We start from the raw sequence: 18,619 nt of genomic DNA on the forward strand, positions 1-18,619 counted from the left end.
GGTCATCGGATACAGCTGTTTTTCCTCCATAAGGCGTACTTGGTTACCACCACGATTCGCTATTCTCCTCTTCGGCCTTTCCCGAAGCTGTGTCCGCCGATGAGCTGTAGGTGATAGGCTCGTCGATCAGTGACGAATCCGGAGAAAGCGGTGCATAACCGTTAATCACCCGTAGTACCAACGGAGTCGTTATCGGCAGACGGGTGCCGGCCAGTACGTTCCTGCCATCGGCCAGTTCTACTCCGTCCGTCAGATTGATAAAATCGCCTGAGATATACCGCTCCGTGACCTGTTCGAAGCCCAATCCTTTCAAAATAGCGTGAGCCTGACGGCTGGACATGTCTTTCAGATCGGGTACGATTCCTTTCCGAGCCGATCTTGCATTGATCGAAAGAAAGATGATACGCCCGGGCTTGACCGTATTGCCACTGCGTGGAACCATTTCCACTACGACACCCGGAGCCAGAGATTTGTCATAAACGGAATCGACCAGTTCGTAGCGAAGATCGTGGCTCGAGAGCAAACGCTCAGCCTCTTTCAAATCTTTGCCGCGCAACTCCGGCATTACGATAGAACTGTTGTGCCTCGTGTAAATATCCAGTCCGAACATAATACCCATGAGGATAAGCCCTGAAGCCAAAATCATCAATAGCAGGTGAAAGAGGACAGGATATTTATGACGAAAATTCTTTAGTTGCATGCCAACGGAATATTATTTTGTTCCAAAATACAGTTCAAAGTACGGAAAAAACCTGCAAACAGAAAAACAGAAGCAAGTACCGGAAAGGGTTGGCAGTCGGGAGCGGTTTGTTCCGGTTTTACTCCCCGGTCTGTCGCCTTCATCGGGAATGAAGGCCTTATCATCGATCTCCACCGGCTTATTAACCTGAGTTCGTCCTAAGACGAGCGATGTGGGTAGAGTGCACCCATCATGGAGGTGTCGATCTTACGCCGTGGCTCAGATTGGCCAATCGCTATAGCTGGCTATTTCTCAAATACGAACCAAAAATGCTCCGATTGTGGCGCGTGTTTCCCCGAAAAGTGGCGCGAGAATTCTTTCGTTCCAGCGCGTAAAATTTTTACTTCCCACGCCAAAACGAAAAACTTCCCGCGCCACGTTTTTTGGAGAGGCAAACGAGAAAATTCTCGCGCCTAAATCCATCGGATGCCAGACATCGCTACACTTCATTTCCATATATGTTCGATTCGTGGGGGAGCATTGTACCCCTTGCCAATGACTCTTTTATGTATTTGTTCTGTATGGATAAATGGTGACGGATTTCGCGCTTCGATCAAGCATTTGCTCTGCAGTATGATGAGGGGCGTTTATTCGAGGAGGATTCTACCGGTGAAAAAGCCCCTTTTTGAAAGAAATGCCTGGTACACAGATTGGTATCGACAGCCGTTTTGCCGATTTGTTGTTAGATTTTGATCGCTTTTGTGTCGATTTTACCTAAAAATCGGGATTGTGAACACTGTTCAGGCTTTGTTCCTTTGTCATGTACCAATAGCGATAACGAATTGACAAGGACAAAAAACGAGACGGATGCCCGTGCCAGAATCTTGCGAGCTGCACGAGAGGAATTCATGGTCAATGGATTCCGAGATGCTTCTCTCCGAACCATCGCTCGCGAATCGGGAGTAGCCGTGAGCAATATATACAACTACTTCGAACACAAGGACAGCCTCTTCAGGGCTGTGCTTCAGCCTCTCTTGGATGAATTCGGACGGATAATGGAAGATCACAACAGTGAGCACAATATGGATGTCTATATGCTCATGCCTGAAAAGTTCCGTGAAGAGACGACAAAGGAGTTCATGCAGTTTGCCCGGCAGTTTCGGGCGGAGCTGAAGCTCCTGCTCTTGCAGTCCGGTGGCTCGTCGCTGGAGTACTTCAAGGATCAGGTCATCAGCAAGCAAATACGATCCGCTGAGAACTATCTAAGGCTCTTCAAGGAGAAATACCCCCATGCCAATACCGAGGTAAGTCCCTTTTTCATTCGATTGGGGGCTACATGGTGGGTCAATGTCTTTATTGAGATCATAACGAACGAGACCCATACCTATGAGGAGATCAGCCAAGGCTTGTCCGAGTATATCGCTTTCGGCACGGCCGGCTGGCGAGCACTGATGCAGATATAATACAGAACATAAAAAACACAAATGAGACAAAGCAATGAAAATAGAACGCATTAACAGGTGGTTTCGCCATCGTGGCGAATGGATTATCCGCAGGCGTTGGATTGTATTGGGAGGTTTTTTCCTCTTTCTCTTTCTCGGATTCAATGGATTGCGTTTCCTCAATATCAAATCCTCATGGGAAGACTATTTCCTCGAAGACGATCCCATGATCATCAAGACGGAGGAGTTCAAATCCGTTTTCGGCAATGATAACTATGCCGCTGTATTGACCCGCTGTGACAATACTTTCACGAAAGAAAATCTGGAGCTGATCCGTCGTCTTTCCAACGAGATGCTGGACAGCATTTCCTATGCCGATAAGATTACTTCGCTTACGGACATCGAGTTCATGATCGGGAATGAGGAGGGGATGACCATCGAGCAGATCGTACCCGAAGAGATTCCTTCCGACTCTGCCGGACTGACGGAGATCCGACACAAAGCATTCCTCAAATCATATATAGCCAACCGTCTGGTGTCCCGGGACGGTACCCTTACGTGGATTCTCCTCAAGCTGAATCCCTTCCCGGCCGATTCCGTATGGAACAAAGGGAAAGGCGCTATCGCCCCTGAAATGGTGGTAGGACGCGAATTGGAAAACATTATCCGCAAGCCCGAATATGCCGCGCTGCATCCCAAAGGGGCCGGTATGCCCTATCTGACGGATAGGAAGATGGCTTGGGTGAATAGAGAGTTGCCTCTTGTAATGGGTATTGCCATTCTGCTGGCTATCATTGTGCTCGCATTATCTACTCGTTCTTTATGCGGAGTGGTAGTGCCCGTAATCACGGCCTTGTCCTCCATCGTCATGGCCTATGGACTGACGGGTTATCTCCGCTTGGGTATCGACAGTGGTATGATGATGATACCGATGCTCTTGGCCTTTGCCGTAGCCGTGGCATACAACATCCATATCCATTCCTATTTCCGACGGCGGATGATGATACATGGCAAGCGCAAGGAAGCCGCTGTGGAGACCATCGAAGAGACAGGGTGGCCCGTACTCTTCAGTGCCCTCACCACCTTTGCCGCCCTTCTTTCTTTCCTGGCTATTCCCGTCGTACCGATGCACTTTATCGGCATCGCTACTTCTACCAGTGTCCTCTTCTCCTTTATGATTGCCATTACGGTGATGCCCACTACTTTGAGTTTCGGTAAAGACCGCCGGCCTAAAGCCTCCGTGGGAAAAGAAGGCAAGCATCGGCTGGACCGATGGCTCGAAGCCTTCGGTGCCTGGGTATTGGATCATGAGAAGTCCGTCTGGTCTGCTTTTATCATCATGACTGTGGTGATGATCCTCGGATTCCTGAAAATGGAGACGGCATTCGATATCGAACGGACGATGGGAAGACGGATAGAATACGTTAGTAATATCCTCTCCGTGAGCGAAAGCGAATTGGGGTCTCTTTACTCCTACGACATTATGATCGATTTGGGCGAGGAGGGGAAGGCCAAGACTCCCGAAGCTCTCCATGCTCTGGACAGCATCGCTCGTCATGCCGAGGCGTATCCCCTGACCAAGCGCACGACTTCTATCCTGAATATCCTCAAGGATCTGAACGAGACCCTGCACGATGGGAATGAGGTCTACTATCGCGTTCCCGATGATGCGGAAGAGGTGGCACAGCAGCTTCTCCTCTACGAGAACGCAGGTGGCAGCGAAGCCGAAAACTGGATAGACTACGAATACAAACGGCTGCGTCTGAAAGTGGAGATGAATTCCTACAATTCGGGTGAGGCCGAGTGGGAATTGCAGGACATTACCGACTATGCCCGTAAGCTTTTCCCCGAAGCAGAGATTACACCGGTGGGCAGCCTGCCGCAGTTCACCACGATGATGCAGTATGTGGTGCGCGGACAGATCGCCTCCTTCCTTATCTCACTGCTTGTGATCGGGCTATTGATGTCCATCGTCTTCGGTAGCATTCGTGTAGGGCTTATAGGTCTTATCCCCAATATCATGCCCGCCATTGTGGTGGGCGGTCTGATGGGCATTCTGGATTATCCGCTGGATATGATGACTGCTACGATCATGCCTATGATATTGGGTTTGGCTGTGGACGATACCATCCACTTCTTCAACCACGGACACTTGGAGTTCGACCGCCAGCGCGATTATCGCGGAGCCATACTCAAATCGTTCCGGATCGTCGGCACGCCCATTTTGCTCACCAGTCTTATCGTCTCGGCCAACTTTGCCGCTTACACCATTTCCAAGGGGCACTCCTTCGTACATATGGGTATTCTATCGGTTGCGGGGATGTTCACAGCCCTTTTGGCAGACCTCTGCATCACGCCGCTCCTGTTCCGACGATTCCGAATATTCGGGAAAGAAGATTCTGCCGTGTCGGCATCCGGAGAGACTGAGCACGGACCTCAGTCGAATATCACCAACGGTTAGGCGTATAAGGTAAAATGCCTATGAATTTTTGCCCACCGCAAGGGTCGGGGAAGACTAATAAGTAGAACAGCTAACAAAAACGAAAAAACGATGAAACGATTGGCAAAGACCTCCCTCCTGACAGCCATGGCGGCGATGGTCTCTTTCAGCATCTCGGCCCAGACCGGGCGCGACATAGCACAGCGCGTAAAAGACCGCCCCGATGGTGACACGCGCCGCTCCGAACTCACGATGAAACTCATCAACAAGCGAGGTGCCGTACGAGAGCGCAAGCTCATTTCCTACTCCATCGATACGGGCAAGGATAAGAAAGACAGGAAGACTATCATGTTTTTCCTCTATCCGGGCGATGTCAAAGGAACCGGTTTCCTCACATGGGATTATGATCAGATCGGCAAGGACGATGACAAATGGCTCTACCTGCCGGCGATGAAGAAGACTCGTCGCATCAGTGGAGCATCTGCCAAGAAGGACTACTTCATGGGCAGTGACTTCACCTACGACGACATGGGCAGCCGCAATGTGGACGAGGATACGCACAAGCTCCTCGGCGAAGAGACTTTCGGCGGGCATAAATGCTGGAAGTTGGAGTCCACGTCCAAGGATCAGCGCGATGTTTTCTCCAAGAAAATCGCTTGGATCAGGCAGGATTGCCTGATACCCGTCAGGGTGGAGTATTACGATAAAATGAACAAGCTGCATCGTCTCTTGGAGCTTTTCGAGATCACGAAGGTCGATGGCTTTTGGCTGGCACAGAAGATGGATATGTCCAATGTGCAGACGGGACATCGGACTGTACTGGAGATCAGGACGCCGGAGTTCAACCGCCCGATCGACGAATCCAAGTTTAGCGTTACCTCTCTCGAAAAAGGCTCTCTCTAAACCATGAAACCGCAGACAAACACGGTGCTACGCCTCCTGCTTTCGCTGGTAAGCATCCTCATCTTCCTCCCTTCTCGGATGTGGGGACAGGAAGAAGAGCGAAGCTCCCGATACGAGTTCAAAGGATTCGTGGACACCTACCATGCCGTACGCAGTACTTCTCCCTTCGATTTCATGAGTTCGCGTACGAGAGTGAGGGGCGAGTTGGAGAGATCGTTCGGCAATTCGAAAGTAGCCGTATCGGTCAATGCCACCTACAACGCTCTGCTGAAAGACGAGACCGGCTTACGCTTGCGTGAGGCCTTCTTCGAACATCAGGAAGACCATTGGGGCTTGCGCCTCGGACGGCAGATTGTCATCTGGGGGGCTGCCGATGGTGTGCGCATCACGGATCTGATTTCGCCGATGGATATGACTGAATTTCTGGCACAGGATTACGATGATATTCGCATGCCGGTCAATGCTTTGCGCTTTTCTGTCTTCAACGAGTCTATGAGACTGGAGGCCGTGGTGCTGCCCGTATTTGAGGGATACCGCCTGCCGGTAGATCCTCGCAATCCTTGGAATATCTTCACACACACACCCATTACACAGGGGATGAATATCGTCTGGGACGAAGAAGCCGGCAAACCGGCCTTGAAGGTCGCTAATATCGAATACGGTGCACGATGGAGCGCTACGCTCTCCGGTATCGACTTCTCTTTGGCTGCTCTGCATACATGGAACAAGATGCCCGTCATCGAAGTACAGAGTATTGCGCCGATGGAGATTGTCGTCAGTCCTCGTTATTATCGTATGGGGTTTGTCGGTGGCGATCTCTCCGTTCCTGTCGGGCAGTTTGTGTTGAGGGGAGAAGCTGCGTTCAATATCGACAAGCACTTCACCTATAAGAGCCATGCCGAACAGCAGGGTTTCCAAACGATCAACTGGCTGGCCGGAGCCGATTGGTATGCCCCTGGTGAATGGATAATCTCTGGGCAGTTTTCTATGGAGAGCATATTCGGGTATAAGGATTTCGTCTCCCAGAGGCAACACTCCGCTCTGCTTACCCTCAACGTTTCCAAAAAGCTCTTCGGCAGCACGCTCCAGCTCTCGAACTTCTCCTACTACGACCTCACGGGCAAAGGGTGGTTCAGTCGTTTTGCTGCCGACTATGCCCTGAACGACCAGATACATCTGATGGCCGGATACGACTGGTTCGGCAGCAAGGGCAGCGGTATATTCGATCGCTACAAAGACAATTCCGAATTCTGGTTCAAAGCCCGATACAGCTTCTAATAACAACAGAAACGACCAATACAAATGAACGACACAATCAAAAAAATAAAAGCCTATATGGGCAACCGAGCCATCCTCTTGCCCGTTTCATTAGTGCTTTCGGGTCTCAACGGGCTTGTCTCCTTGGTACCGTTCGTCTTGATCTGGCTGATCGTGCGCACGCTCCTTGGAGGAGAGGGCACCATCGAGGATAATCAGGTATTTGTCTATGCCTGGTGGGCAGTCGGCATAGCTGCATTCGGTGTCTTGGCCTATTTCCTCTCCCTTTCCCTTTCGCATCTTGCCGCTTTCAGAGTAGAGATCAATATGCGGCGCGAAGCCATGCGCTGTGTAGTGCGTATGCCATTGGGTTACTTCGACAAACGCCTGAGCGGAAAGATGCGCAAGGTCATCGATGAGGACTCTTCACAGACCCATACCTTCATAGCTCATATCTTGCCCGATGTCATAGGCAGCATGATGGCTCCCGTCGGGGTGCTGGTGCTGATCTTCGTGTTCGATTGGCGGTTGGGTATTGCCTGCCTGCTCCCGATTGCTTTTGCCGTGGGAGCCATGTCTTTTATGTTGAATCCGAAGCAAAATAAGTTCCAGCGAAGGTATCTCGATGCACAGGAGAAGATGGGGAGTGAAGCCGTAGAGTATGTGCGTGGCATACCGGTAGTAAAGGTCTTCCAGCAGAGCGTTTATTCCTTCAAGCGTTTCTACCAAAGTATCATCGAGTACAAGAAATTGGTGACCGAATACACTTTGGGATGGCAGAAACCGATGGCTTTCTATGTCATGTTCACCAATAGCTTTGCTTTTTTCCTCGTTCCTGTAGCCGTTTGGCTTATAGCCCAAACCGGCAATACGGCGAACATAATAGCCGATATGTTTCTGTACTTGCTGATTACACCCGTTTTCACGACCAATATCATGAAGATGGCCTACCTGAATCAGAACCTCTTTTTACTGAATGAGACAATAACCAGACTGGAAAATTTGACACGAGAAGAACCTCTTGCCACGCCCGAAAGGCCGCAAATTCCCGTCTCGAATGAGGTCTCTTTCGATCATGTTACTTTTCGCTATACCGGTACAGTGCAGGATGCTGTCAGCGATGTCAGTTTCTCCATTCCTTCGGGACAAACCTATGCACTGGTCGGACCTTCCGGAGGAGGTAAGACCACTATAGCCCGACTCATCCCCCGCTTTTGGGATGCTACCGAAGGTAGTGTGCGAATCGGTGGAGTAGATGTAAGGGATATAGCCAAAGAAGAACTGATGGACAGGATCTCTTTCGTCTTTCAGAATGCCAAACTCTTCAAAACGACCATTCGTGAGAATATTACCTATGGCACCCCGGATGCTTCCGAGGGGGCTTTGTATCGTGCCATCGATCTCTCTCAGAGCCGTGAGATTATAGAGCGTTTGCCCGATGGGTTGCAAACGAAGATAGGGGCCGAAGGCACGTATCTCTCCGGAGGGGAGCAGCAGCGCATAGCTTTGGCTCGTGCCATACTCAAGGATGCTCCTATTGTGGTGCTTGATGAAGCAACAGCCTTTGCCGATCCTGAAAATGAGCAGCTGATACAGCAGGCTTTGCACGAACTGACGAAAGGGAAGACGGTGCTGATGATTGCCCATCGGCTGACGAGTGTGCAGCATGTGGATCGTATCCTTGTGATTGAGAAGGGACGAATCGTCGAACAGGGTACCCACGAAGAACTCCTGTCACAAGGTGGTCTTTACAAATCCATGTGGGAGGAATATCGGCTATCCGTTTCCTGGACATTATGAAAGAAGAAATACACACAATTACCTCTAATCGAAACGAAACAAATCTATGATACGATATTTCCAACGCCGATTCGCTCTCTCTCGTAAGGGTGCACAGGATCTTGCCAAAGGCATTGCATGGACTACGGTTTTGAATGTCGGATTTATGTTGCCTGCCATATTCACTTTTCTTTTCCTCGAAGACTATCTGCAAGGATCCGCCACACATGGCATTGGGTATTATATAGCCATGGGAGTGGCTTTTATGGCGGTGCTCTTCGTCATAGCTCTCTTCCAATACACGAGCCTGTACACCAAGATTTATACCGAGAGTGCGAACCGCCGTATCGCCTTGGCTGAAAAGCTGCGCAAACTGCCGCTGGCTTTCTTCGGAGAGAAGAATCTTTCCGACCTGACTTCCACCATGATGGAGGATAGTACAGTGATGGAGACGGTATTCTCTCACAGCATCCCTCAGCTCTTTGCATCGTTGTTCAGTCTCTTTTTGATCGGTATCGGACTCTTTTGCTACAATTGGAAGCTATCGCTGGCTCTCTTTTGGGTTGTGCCTGTAGCGGCCTTGGCTATTATCTGTTCCAAAAAGATGCTGGACCAATCATTCCGCTCGAACTACCATATCAAACGAGAGGTCACCGAGCACATACAAGAGGGGATCGAGCACATACAGGAGATAAAATCATACAATGGCGAAGAAGAGTTTGCCCAGCGTTTCGATGCCAAGCTCCATGCCTATGAGAAGAGCCTGATTCGAGGTGAACTTGTCGTATGTACCTTCCTTAATGCTTCCCATATTATCCTCAAGCTGGGACTGGCCTCTGTGATTATAGCAGGAGCTTATCTCTTGTCGGAGGGGGCTATCGATCTCTTTACCTATTTGGTCTTTCTGCTTATTGGATCGAGCATATATAATCCTATTGGTGAAGTGTTCAGCAATTTGCTTCTCTTACAATACCTCGACGTACGCATTGATCGGATAAGAGAAATGAATGCTATGCCGATGCAGGAGGGCAAAACGGATTGTGCGGTACAAAACTTCGATATCATATTCCAAAATGTAGACTTCTCTTATGAAGAAGGGAAGCAAGTATTGCGCAATGTATCGTTTACAGCCAAACAGGGCGAAGTGACAGCCCTCGTAGGTCCTTCGGGCGGAGGAAAGAGCACTTCGGCCAAGTTGGCAGCACGCTTTTGGGATATAGACGGGGGAAAGATCTTTTTGGGTGGGGAAGACATTTCACAAATCGAACCCGAACCCCTGCTACGTCATTATGCCATCGTCTTCCAAGATGTACTGCTCTTCAATGCATCGGTGGCCGATAATATCCGTATAGGTAAGCCCGATGCCACGGATGAAGAGCTGAAACGCGTAGCTCGGCTGGCAAGATGCGACGAATTTGTAGATCGTCTGCCGAATGGATACGACACTTTGATCGGTGAAAATGGTGAGAACCTTTCAGGAGGCGAACGTCAGCGCATCTCTATTGCCAGAGCCTTGCTCAAGGATGCTCCGATTGTGCTCCTTGACGAAGCCACGGCAAGTCTGGATGTCGAAAATGAAACCAAGATACAGGCCGGTATATCCGAGCTGATCAAGAACAAGACAGTCCTCATTATCGCTCATCGTATGCGCACTGTAGCCAATGCGCACAAGATCGTTGTCCTCAAAGATGGCACAGTGGCCGAATGTGGCAGTCCGACCGAATTGATGGCGATGAACGGTGAGTTTGCCCGAATGGTAGCGGCTCAAAAGTAAGAAACGGAAAGAGAGCTTTAGCCCCGTAGGGGCGAGTGTGCTAATTCAAGATGTCGGACAAACCGGCAAACAATCCGAAAACGGATATAACCATAAAAATGACGGCTACGATGCGGTTGAACCACCGTATGCCGACGACATTGATCCGATTGCGTAGCAGGCTGAAGAGATAAGTGATAAGAGACCACCAGCCGATCGCCCCCAAAGCGATACCCAACATGCCGGAGGTGTAACCGACTAACATCTTCCCGGGAATATCGGTGACGAAGTTGAAACGGGAATAAAGGGCGATAAAAAAGAAGATGATGAAAGGGTTGGATAGCGTAAGACCGAAAGAGCTTAGTACGGTATGCCATACGGAAAAGTTGTTGTCCTTATCGTCCACCTTGAAAGAAGGGGCTGTCCGATACAGATATATGCCGAATAGAAACATGACCACACTGCCGAGAAGCTGTAGCCAAGCCTCATTGCTGTCGATGAAGTTCATTACCAAACCTATCCCCAGATAGGTGGCAGTGGCATAGAAGAGATCGCTAAGCATGGCACCGATACCGGTGTAGAACCCATCGCGTCGTCCTCGGTGCAGAGTCCTTCGGATACAGAGAACCCCGATCGGCCCCATAGGAGCCGACACGAGAATGCCGATGAGAATACCGTATAGAATTGAAGAGGCAACCATGCCGTAGAAAGGGAAAAAACTCCTTATTGTCCCGCTATGTGGGATTGCAAAGATAAACATTCTACCCCGTTATATCCTAATCCGTTTTTTGCCGGTTTTCTTGAAAAGAAAAAGTCCGGAACGAGGAGGCAATCTCCTGATCCGGACTTTCGCATCAAAAAACAGCTTGATAATCGGCTTTCCTATTGCTCCGATCTACTGTCAGAACGCTACCTGCACCTGTGTTAGCAGGGCGTGTGTGCTGTTGTGCTCACCTTTCGGATTACTCAATACATACTGTGCCTGCAAGCGACACTTCGGGAAGAACCAGTACTGAAGGCCGGCTGTAATATTATGAACGTGTTGTCTTGCGTACAGATTCATAAAGTCATACGAGCCGATGATATCGAGGTTTTTGAACAGTCGGCCTACTCCGGTGGTGTAAAATCCTTTGGTAATCAAGTCATTGTCCTTTCCTTCAAGATATTCGGTACGCAGGTCGAAGTACTTCGAGCGAAACATTCCTCCTACACTCCAGCGAGATCTGTCGTATAAATCTCCGTCCATAATTTGCATGCCATCGATTGGGGCCGGAAGTTTTCCCAAAGCCACAGTCTTACCGCTTATGAAGCTGCCGGTAAAGGAAAGACATTCGAGTGGTCGGAGCGTAAGGCTGCCCTCCACGGTTTTATGCTTGGAGCCATCGAGCGTATTCATGCCTTGGCCGTTGAGTACTCCAAGGCGATAGCCGAGCATGTCGTTGAAGAGATCGCCATAGATTTCCAAACCGATGTCGCGTCCGCTTTGAGCACCCATAAGAGGATCGGAACCATTTCCTGCTGCGAGGAAGTTGGAAATCATCGATCCGCATGAGATAGTTTCGATAATAGATGGAGATAGTTGGTTTTCGATCGAAAAAGCTGTTTTGAACTGTCCCAATCGTATTCCGAAACCCGAACAGGGGCGAAAAGATGTGTAAAGTTCCAAATTGGTGTATCCTTTCGCGAAATCAGGAATGAAGGTTACAGACCATTTGTTCGTGATGGCAATATCGGCACGAAGGGCGATGCGTTTCACATCGAACGTGTTGTAGTTCTCCTCATCGGAATCCATCGCAGGGAGCCACAAGGAGGAAAATCCTGCCTGTGCATAACCGGCGAGGCTAACCCGTTCTTTGATTGCATTGAAAATACTGTTTGCGGGCTTTTGGGCGCAAATACTCCCTGTCCCCAGCATCACCAAGGATGCAGCTAATAGATGTTTTACTTTCATTTCTTGAGCGTTATTGTTTTGTTGAATGATAATTTTCTTTGTTTATGTGGCTAACTGTTCCTCCATCTGCACAATGCGGTCTCAAGACCATCCACAAGCAAAAAAAGGAAAAAACCTGCCATCCCTAAAACCACGATGCCTACGTACATCTCCGTATAGCTGATACGCATCCATGCATCGACAATGAAGAATCCCATGCCCTTGTTCGTCCCGTATGTCTCTGTCACGAAGAGTACCGATATGGCTGTCCCGATGGCTACTCGTAGTGTAGAGAGTGCTTCGGGAGTAATGGCCGGCAGGATCAGATGGCGCATCAGCTGAGCATGAGTGGCACCCAATGAGGTAAGGACAAGGAAGCTCTCTTTGGGAATGTTGCGAAGACTGTCGCGCAGATTGACGATGATTTGGAAGATGATGATCAGTACGATCATAATTATTTTGGTCACATCGCCCAGTCCTGCCAAGAGCATGATGATCGGTAGGAGTGCTAATTTGGGGATAGGATAGCAGAAATAGACGAACGAATCCATCACACGGCCGAAGCTCTTGTAACGGAACATGGAGAGCGCGACAATGAGTCCCAAGACGAGGGCTATCGAAATGCCGATGACGATTCGTCGCAAGCTCGCCAACAGATGTGCGGACATGGACTGCTGCCATACCGTTCCTATTTTGGAGTAAACAGTAAGGGGATCCACCAGCACAGGGGTATTGAGGAGCAGTGCAGCCAGATACCATAGGAGATTGAGCAGTAGAGCACCCACGAGCACTCGCCCCAGAAATCCTTTTGTCTTTCTCATACTTCGATCCGGTTCAACATTCTACGGATGGTATCGGTATCCGGATGTTCGCACAAGCCTCTGATTCGTCCGGGCATGCCCCCTATGACGGCTACCCGGCTACTCATTGCTACGGCTTCCTCCACGTTATGCGTTACCATGACGGTGGTGACCCGATGTTTATCCCAAAGCCCAAGGAAGAGTTGCCTGCTTTTCTCGGCTGTGAGCATATCGAGAGCTGCGAATGCTTCGTCAAGCAGGAGCAACTGTGGGCGTTGGAGAAAGACTCGTGCCAGTGCCACGCGCTGACGTTGTCCCCCGCTTAGTTCCCTCGGATACCGATGCAATATGTCCGACAAGCCGAGGATGCGTACAATGCTCTCAAACTCCGGCATCTCTATGGCTTCCTTTCGCAGGGTATATGGAAGTACGATATTCTCACGTACTCGTTTCCATGGCAGAAGCCCGTATTGCTGGGGGACTATCCCTATGGAAAATGATTTCGGATTCAGAGGTTTCCCATCGAATAGCACTTCTCCCTCATATTCTGTCAGCACGCCTGCCAAAACGTGCAGGAATGTCGATTTGCCACAGCCCGAAGGTCCCGTTACGGCAAAAATCTCTCCTTCGGGAATATTCAGTGAAAGACCGTCCAATGCTTTCACTTCCGTACTCCTGTGGCGATATGTAACGGCCAGATTGCGAATAGAGATCATTTGCCTAATGGAAGAATCTGCGTTTCGTCTGTCTCTTGATTATACCGGATTTAGCGGATCAGATCCTTGCCGGTATAGTCGCTCGGTACCAATTTCTTGGCGTGTAGCCAGTCGATAGTTTGTTGCAGATCTTCCATCGTGGGCTTCTGTCCATGTGTATAATCGGGCAGAATCACATCGTCTACCAAGGGTTCGGGTACACCGACATCTTCGATCAGGATATTTCGGATGGCATTTCTATCGTGTGAATGGATGTAGTCCACGGCCAGATCGTATCCTCGAAGCAGTATATCGATGGCTTCTTGCTTCTCTCTGATGACACTGCCGGCAAACATCGCTCCGGTTACGAATATGCCCAGATCCTGTGTGGAGACAAAGGACATCATTCCATCTGCCATCGCAATGGTAATGAATGGATCCGGTAGGACGGCTGCATCGATCTGTCCGCTGCGAAGCATTTCCAAGCGCAAAGGGATCTTATTGACCTCGGTCTTGGTTATGTCGCTTTCGGCCAGTCCTGCGGTATTGATGATTCGGTCGGTGGTGTACTCAATGACCGTATTGCGCGATATACCCAGATTCTTTCCTTTGAGGGTTTCCAAGCTCTCACCCGTATAATCTTTGGACATTACCAGCCGGAAGTATCCGTCGAGACGCATCACCAGTTGCAGATCGATGCCTCCGGCTTGCTGCATGGCTGCTCCCGTATAGTCGATGACAGTACCCTCCACATTGCCCGAATGGAAAGCCGCATCACGTTCATTGGGTGAATAAAACTTGACAATCTCCAGTTTCAGCCCGAGTGAATCGTAAATGCCGGTTTTCTGTGCTACAACGAAAGGCAGATAGTCCATGGAAGGCATGGCTCCGAGAGAGAGGGTATAAGGCTCTTTTTGTTTGTCTGCAGAGCTTTTCCTATTACCACATGAAGAGAGGGTGATGCTCAAAACAGCCAGAGCAAGGAGGGTAAAAAAAGAAAAATTTTTCATCGCGTTCTCTGATTGTGAAAGACTATGGTCGCATTCCAAGTATCGAAATGAGTTACAAAGATGCAAAGAATTACATACATCAGTTTATATCTTTGCACAAACAACATTTCCTATTCCAATCCTGCATGACAAATTCCTCTTCCCGAACGAGAAGTCTACCGTCGGAAAGCAAGATCGATCCTCTTCCTTATTTCCCTGAATTGCGAAGGCTACTGGCTGAATGGTACGATGCCAATAAGCGGGATTTGCCGTGGAGGCAAACGGACGATCCCTATCGTATCTGGATATCCGAGATTATACTGCAGCAGACGCGAGTGGAGCAGGGGAGGGATTATTATCATCGCTTTATCGAACGCTTCCCCGATGTCTGCTCCTTGTCTCTTGCATCTGAAGATGAGGTGCTGAAGCAGTGGGAGGGCTTGGGCTATTACTCCCGGGCGCGCAATCTGCATCGGGCAGCCCGTATGATAGTCTCTGACTTCGGAGGTAGCATACCTCGTACGAGGCAGGAGATACTGCGACTACCGGGTGTCGGGGATTATACGGCTGCAGCTGTTCTCTCCTTTGCCTATGATCTGCCTTTTGCGGCAGTGGACGGAAATATCTTTCGTGTCATCAGCCGACTGATGAATCTTGATACGCCGATAGATACCCCTGCCGGCAAGAAGCTTTTTTCTTCCTGGGCCGATGCTTTGCTCGACAGGGAAGCTCCGGCAAGGCACAATCAGGCCATTATGGAGTTTGGGGCACTTCATTGTACACCCACGTCTCCTTCTTGCCTGCTATGCCCGGTACGCCATTTTTGCATGGCCGATACAGCCGGTTGTGTCGATGCTTTGCCGGTCAAGAAAGGTGGACTTAGGATTACGAATCGCTATCTCTATTTCATTTATATACGGGTTATCACCCCCACCGGCGTCTACACTTATATTCGAAGGCGTCCGAGTGGAGATATATGGCAGGGTTTGTACGAGTTTCCCTGTGTCGAGCTATCCGATCATGCAGTTTTAGAGACCTTATTGCTGTCTCCCGAATTGGGTGGTTTGCTACGATCCGTTTCCGGTAGTATGGATAGCTTACCATTCAAAACATTCAAGCACCAGCTTACGCATCGCAACTTGTGGATTCATGGCTATAGGCTTACAGCCCGTCTCGATGAAGCTCCCGAACTGGATGGCTACCGCTGCATCCGAGAGGAACAGCTTGACGATTTTGCCTTTCCCCGTGCCCTCAATTTGCTGCTTGAGGCACTGCCTCTTTCTGATAATGATAGATGAATAGTGCATGTCTAAGTGAAAAATTTTCTATCTCGAACATTGACAATATCGACGAATATTTGTTCGGAAACTATGAATTTTATACTCAAGTCTTTTTGTTATATTTGCAGCTGATAAAACACTTTTGTTCGATACTAATGATCGCTATTGAAAGTACTTTTCGATTGAATAGAATTGATTGCTAAATGACTGAATGATAAAAATATGCGCACTGAATTTCTCCACTTCTATAGCCGTTTTGGCTTATCCGTTTTTGTGTATTTATATACTTCTTGTCCCAAGGAGTCGATAGATTTCCATCGTGATTATGAGGTATAAGTCGGAATAACCCTCGCCGATAGTCCAAACATAGATAAGGCACGCACCAAATTCGCTGAAGAATTTGGTGCGTGCCTCTTTTATATCACCTTCTTAAATGGCTTTTTATTCCATGCATTTTATATATAAATAGAATTCGATTTATATATTTATTGAGATCAATTTATATATAAATCGAAAACGATCTATATACAAATCGAAAATGATTTATATACAAATCGTTTTTTTATCTCTCCAAAGTCATGTTTTAAGCCGAAAAAATCCATTCTCTGAACTTTCAAACTTCAAAATTCGCTTCTTCTTAACCTCTTATTTGGAATCATTCCAAACTCGTCTTCGTTGTTGAAAACTTTTTTGGTGTGTGTTTTTTTCCACACAAGATGATACAAAACAGGGAAGCCTTTTTTCCTTTTACGTGAGGCTCCCTTATTGTTTGGACGAGTGAGACTTCATGGAGATAAGAGACAGTATGCGAATGGCTTCTGCCGCCATATGGCTTTCGAGATTGGAATCTTTCGAGCCGAAAAAATGCTCTCACAAGCGGAAATTTCGACATTTGCTTACGTCGAATCCAGGTCAGGCCGGTAGTGCCGGAATGTGCAACAGCTGACAAATTGCTTCCGGATATTTAGCATTAATCGGAGGAATACTATATTTGCGACCGAAAACAAGAGATCACTCACAAAACGACTACTCTATCCGCCGATCAGGATTGCTAATCTTGCGATTGTAGATATTCTTTGTGCCGATGGAGTCGATCAGCACTCTGTTTAGAAAAACTTTGCATTCGTTTTGCCGGTTCTCTTGAAGCTGTTAGAATCGAATCCGTGGTAAGACCACAAATAGAAAACCAATACTAATATGAAATTTTCATCCAAGAAAATCTTCGCAATCTTTGCATTGCTGATGATGGGGCATACTGTGCAGGCACAGTTTGTTCCGGCTCCGACCACAGGAGTACGTATGTCCGTAACGACGAACAAGGCAGTAGGGGAAAAGATCCGATTGCTGGTTCATTCCGTAGAGAAGAAAGGGATATGGATAGATCTCAATGGAGATGCTACCTATCAAAGCGGAGAGGAAATAACCCTTTTCGATGAGGAATACCACGAATATACACTGGGGGCGCAGACCATAACCGTATATGGCAATACGACCAGATTGGGGTGTAAAGAAACAGGTGCAACGGCTGTCGACGTAACGAAAAACCCGAACTTGACCTATCTGTCATGTACCAACAACAAACTGAAATCGCTGGACTTGACCCAAAACAAAAAGCTGTTGCGGGTCTGGTGCGATTCCAACGAAATAGAGAGTTTGGACCTGAGTGGCAATCCGGCTTTGATCATCCTCGGCTGTGACAGGAATAAGCTGACTGAGCTGAAGACCGACAAAAACCCCAAGTTGGCTAATCTATGGTGTTCCGACAATGAGCTGAAAGAACTGAATCTGACGGCCAATCCCCGACTCAATGACCTTTGGTGCTTTGGCAACCGGATCACGAAACTTGATCTGAGTGCCAATCCTCTACTGATAACACTTTGGTGTAGCGACAATGAGCTTTCGACCTTGGATCTTTCTAAGAATCCGGATGTTGCTTACGTTTGGTGCTCATCGAACAAACTTACATCCTTGAATCTGTCGGGGGTGAGGGGGCTGAGCGTTTTGGATTGTCATTCCAATCTGATCGCAGGTGAAGAAATGACAAAGGTGGTGGATGCTCTGCCCACACTCTCTCCCGGTGTGGGTGCTCAGAGCAAGTTCGTCGTTGTAGACCTCAAAGACACTGATGAGAAGAATATCTGTACCGTAAAGGATGTGGAAAAGGCTAAAAGTAAGAACTGGCGGGTATTCGACTTCAATGGTGATGCTGACAATATGCTTCCATACGAAGGAAGTCCGACATCGAACTTGGCAGTAGATGCTCCCTCTATCAGGATATATCCCAATCCGGTAAGAGGATATGCGCTCGTCGAGATCCCCGAATTTCTTTTGGGGCAGGAAGCTGCTTTATACGATATAAATGGGGTAAAAGTCTATAGTTTCGCAGTAGAGACTCTCCGTCAGAACATTGACCTGACGCATCTTCCTGACGGCACTTATTTCTTCCGTCTCGATAACTATACCACTAAGCTCATCAAACAGTAAGCGAATCCTGCCATAGGCAACGAATAAGAGTAAGAGGGTATCTCTTGATAAATTGGAACTGCCAATTGACAAGAGATACCCTCTTTTTTTAAGATTTTACCTCGTTAAAATCCGGCTTGCTTGCCTGTCCATGCCTATAAATCCGCTTGTGTATGTTTTAGGATGCAGACAAAAATGGTAGCATATAG

At 48.5% G+C, this 18,619-nt stretch carries 15 protein-coding genes; 8 read left to right on the plus strand and 7 right to left on the minus strand.

The genetic code is table 11. The features are described 5' to 3' along the window. Positions 1–43: 43 nt before the first annotated feature. Both HQ49_RS06570 and HQ49_RS11385 read right to left on the minus strand, forming a co-directional pair. Positions 44–700, minus strand: a complete 657-nt coding sequence (locus tag HQ49_RS06570) for a PASTA domain-containing protein (RefSeq protein ID WP_026292253.1) — start codon at positions 698–700, stop codon at positions 44–46. Positions 701–984: 284 nt separating this feature from the next. Beyond that, positions 985–1,134, minus strand: coding sequence for a DUF1661 domain-containing protein (locus tag HQ49_RS11385; RefSeq protein WP_369794167.1), 150 nt, complete (start codon positions 1,132–1,134; stop codon positions 985–987). 387 nt (positions 1,135–1,521) lie between these two features. Between HQ49_RS11385 and HQ49_RS06575 the strand changes: the two genes are divergently transcribed. From HQ49_RS06575 to HQ49_RS06600, 6 genes are read left to right on the plus strand one after another with little or no spacing between them, the layout of a single operon-like run. Beyond that, positions 1,522–2,142 (plus strand): TetR/AcrR family transcriptional regulator, encoded by a 621-nt coding sequence (locus tag HQ49_RS06575; protein ID WP_039419100.1) that lies wholly within the window; start codon positions 1,522–1,524, stop codon positions 2,140–2,142. A 34-nt stretch (positions 2,143–2,176) separates the two neighbouring features. After that, entirely contained in the window at positions 2,177–4,582 is a 2,406-nt protein-coding gene (locus HQ49_RS06580) for an efflux RND transporter permease subunit (protein WP_039419101.1), read from the plus strand. A 57-nt stretch (positions 4,583–4,639) separates the two neighbouring features. Continuing rightward, positions 4,640–5,464, plus strand: coding sequence for an outer membrane lipoprotein-sorting protein (locus tag HQ49_RS06585; protein WP_080732334.1), 825 nt, complete (start codon positions 4,640–4,642; stop codon positions 5,462–5,464). 3 nt (positions 5,465–5,467) lie between these two features. Next, entirely contained in the window at positions 5,468–6,742 is a 1,275-nt protein-coding gene (locus HQ49_RS06590; RefSeq protein WP_046200185.1) for a DUF1302 family protein, read from the plus strand. A 24-nt stretch (positions 6,743–6,766) separates the two neighbouring features. After that, positions 6,767–8,521, plus strand: a complete 1,755-nt coding sequence (locus tag HQ49_RS06595; RefSeq protein ID WP_039419104.1) for an ABC transporter ATP-binding protein — start codon at positions 6,767–6,769, stop codon at positions 8,519–8,521. A gap of 46 nt (positions 8,522–8,567) precedes the next feature. After that, positions 8,568–10,274, plus strand: coding sequence for an ABC transporter ATP-binding protein (locus HQ49_RS06600; protein WP_039419106.1), 1,707 nt, complete (start codon positions 8,568–8,570; stop codon positions 10,272–10,274). A 40-nt stretch (positions 10,275–10,314) separates the two neighbouring features. Here HQ49_RS06600 and HQ49_RS06605 read toward each other — a convergent pair whose 3' ends face one another. The 5 genes from HQ49_RS06605 to HQ49_RS06625 all read right to left on the minus strand — a co-directional run bounded on the left by HQ49_RS06605 (position 10,315) and on the right by HQ49_RS06625 (position 14,688). Beyond that, positions 10,315–10,953 carry a LysE family translocator gene (locus HQ49_RS06605; protein WP_018965376.1) on the minus strand — a complete coding sequence of 213 codons (639 nt, stop codon included), beginning with the start codon at positions 10,951–10,953 and terminating at the stop codon, positions 10,315–10,317. 201 nt (positions 10,954–11,154) lie between these two features. Further along, the gene (locus tag HQ49_RS06610) at positions 11,155–12,204 is read right to left on the minus strand and encodes a porin (RefSeq protein ID WP_039419108.1); all 1,050 of its coding nucleotides are present in this window, start codon (positions 12,202–12,204) and stop codon (positions 11,155–11,157) included. Between the two features lie 50 nt (positions 12,205–12,254). Continuing rightward, positions 12,255–13,004 carry an ABC transporter permease gene (locus tag HQ49_RS06615; RefSeq protein ID WP_039419109.1) on the minus strand — a complete coding sequence of 250 codons (750 nt, stop codon included), beginning with the start codon at positions 13,002–13,004 and terminating at the stop codon, positions 12,255–12,257. Next, positions 13,001–13,699, minus strand: coding sequence for an ABC transporter ATP-binding protein (locus HQ49_RS06620; RefSeq protein WP_039419110.1), 699 nt, complete (start codon positions 13,697–13,699; stop codon positions 13,001–13,003). Before HQ49_RS06620 ends, HQ49_RS06615 begins: the two co-directional genes overlap by 4 nt. A 50-nt stretch (positions 13,700–13,749) precedes the next feature. After that, positions 13,750–14,688, minus strand: a complete 939-nt coding sequence (locus HQ49_RS06625; protein ID WP_039419112.1) for an ABC transporter substrate-binding protein — start codon at positions 14,686–14,688, stop codon at positions 13,750–13,752. A 125-nt stretch (positions 14,689–14,813) separates the two neighbouring features. Here HQ49_RS06625 and mutY point away from each other — a divergent pair, with 125 nt between their 5' ends. Both mutY and HQ49_RS06640 read left to right on the plus strand, forming a co-directional pair. Continuing rightward, complete coding sequence (gene mutY / locus HQ49_RS06630) at positions 14,814–15,965, plus strand: A/G-specific adenine glycosylase (protein WP_039419114.1); 1,152 nt, start codon at positions 14,814–14,816, stop codon at positions 15,963–15,965. A 1,179-nt stretch (positions 15,966–17,144) separates the two neighbouring features. After that, positions 17,145–18,431 carry a T9SS type A sorting domain-containing protein gene (locus tag HQ49_RS06640; RefSeq protein ID WP_026292255.1) on the plus strand — a complete coding sequence of 429 codons (1,287 nt, stop codon included), beginning with the start codon at positions 17,145–17,147 and terminating at the stop codon, positions 18,429–18,431. Positions 18,432–18,619 lie beyond the last annotated feature (188 nt).

This window comes from Porphyromonas gulae (assembly GCF_000765945.1).
In the GTDB taxonomy this organism is placed as follows: domain Bacteria; phylum Bacteroidota; class Bacteroidia; order Bacteroidales; family Porphyromonadaceae; genus Porphyromonas; species Porphyromonas gulae.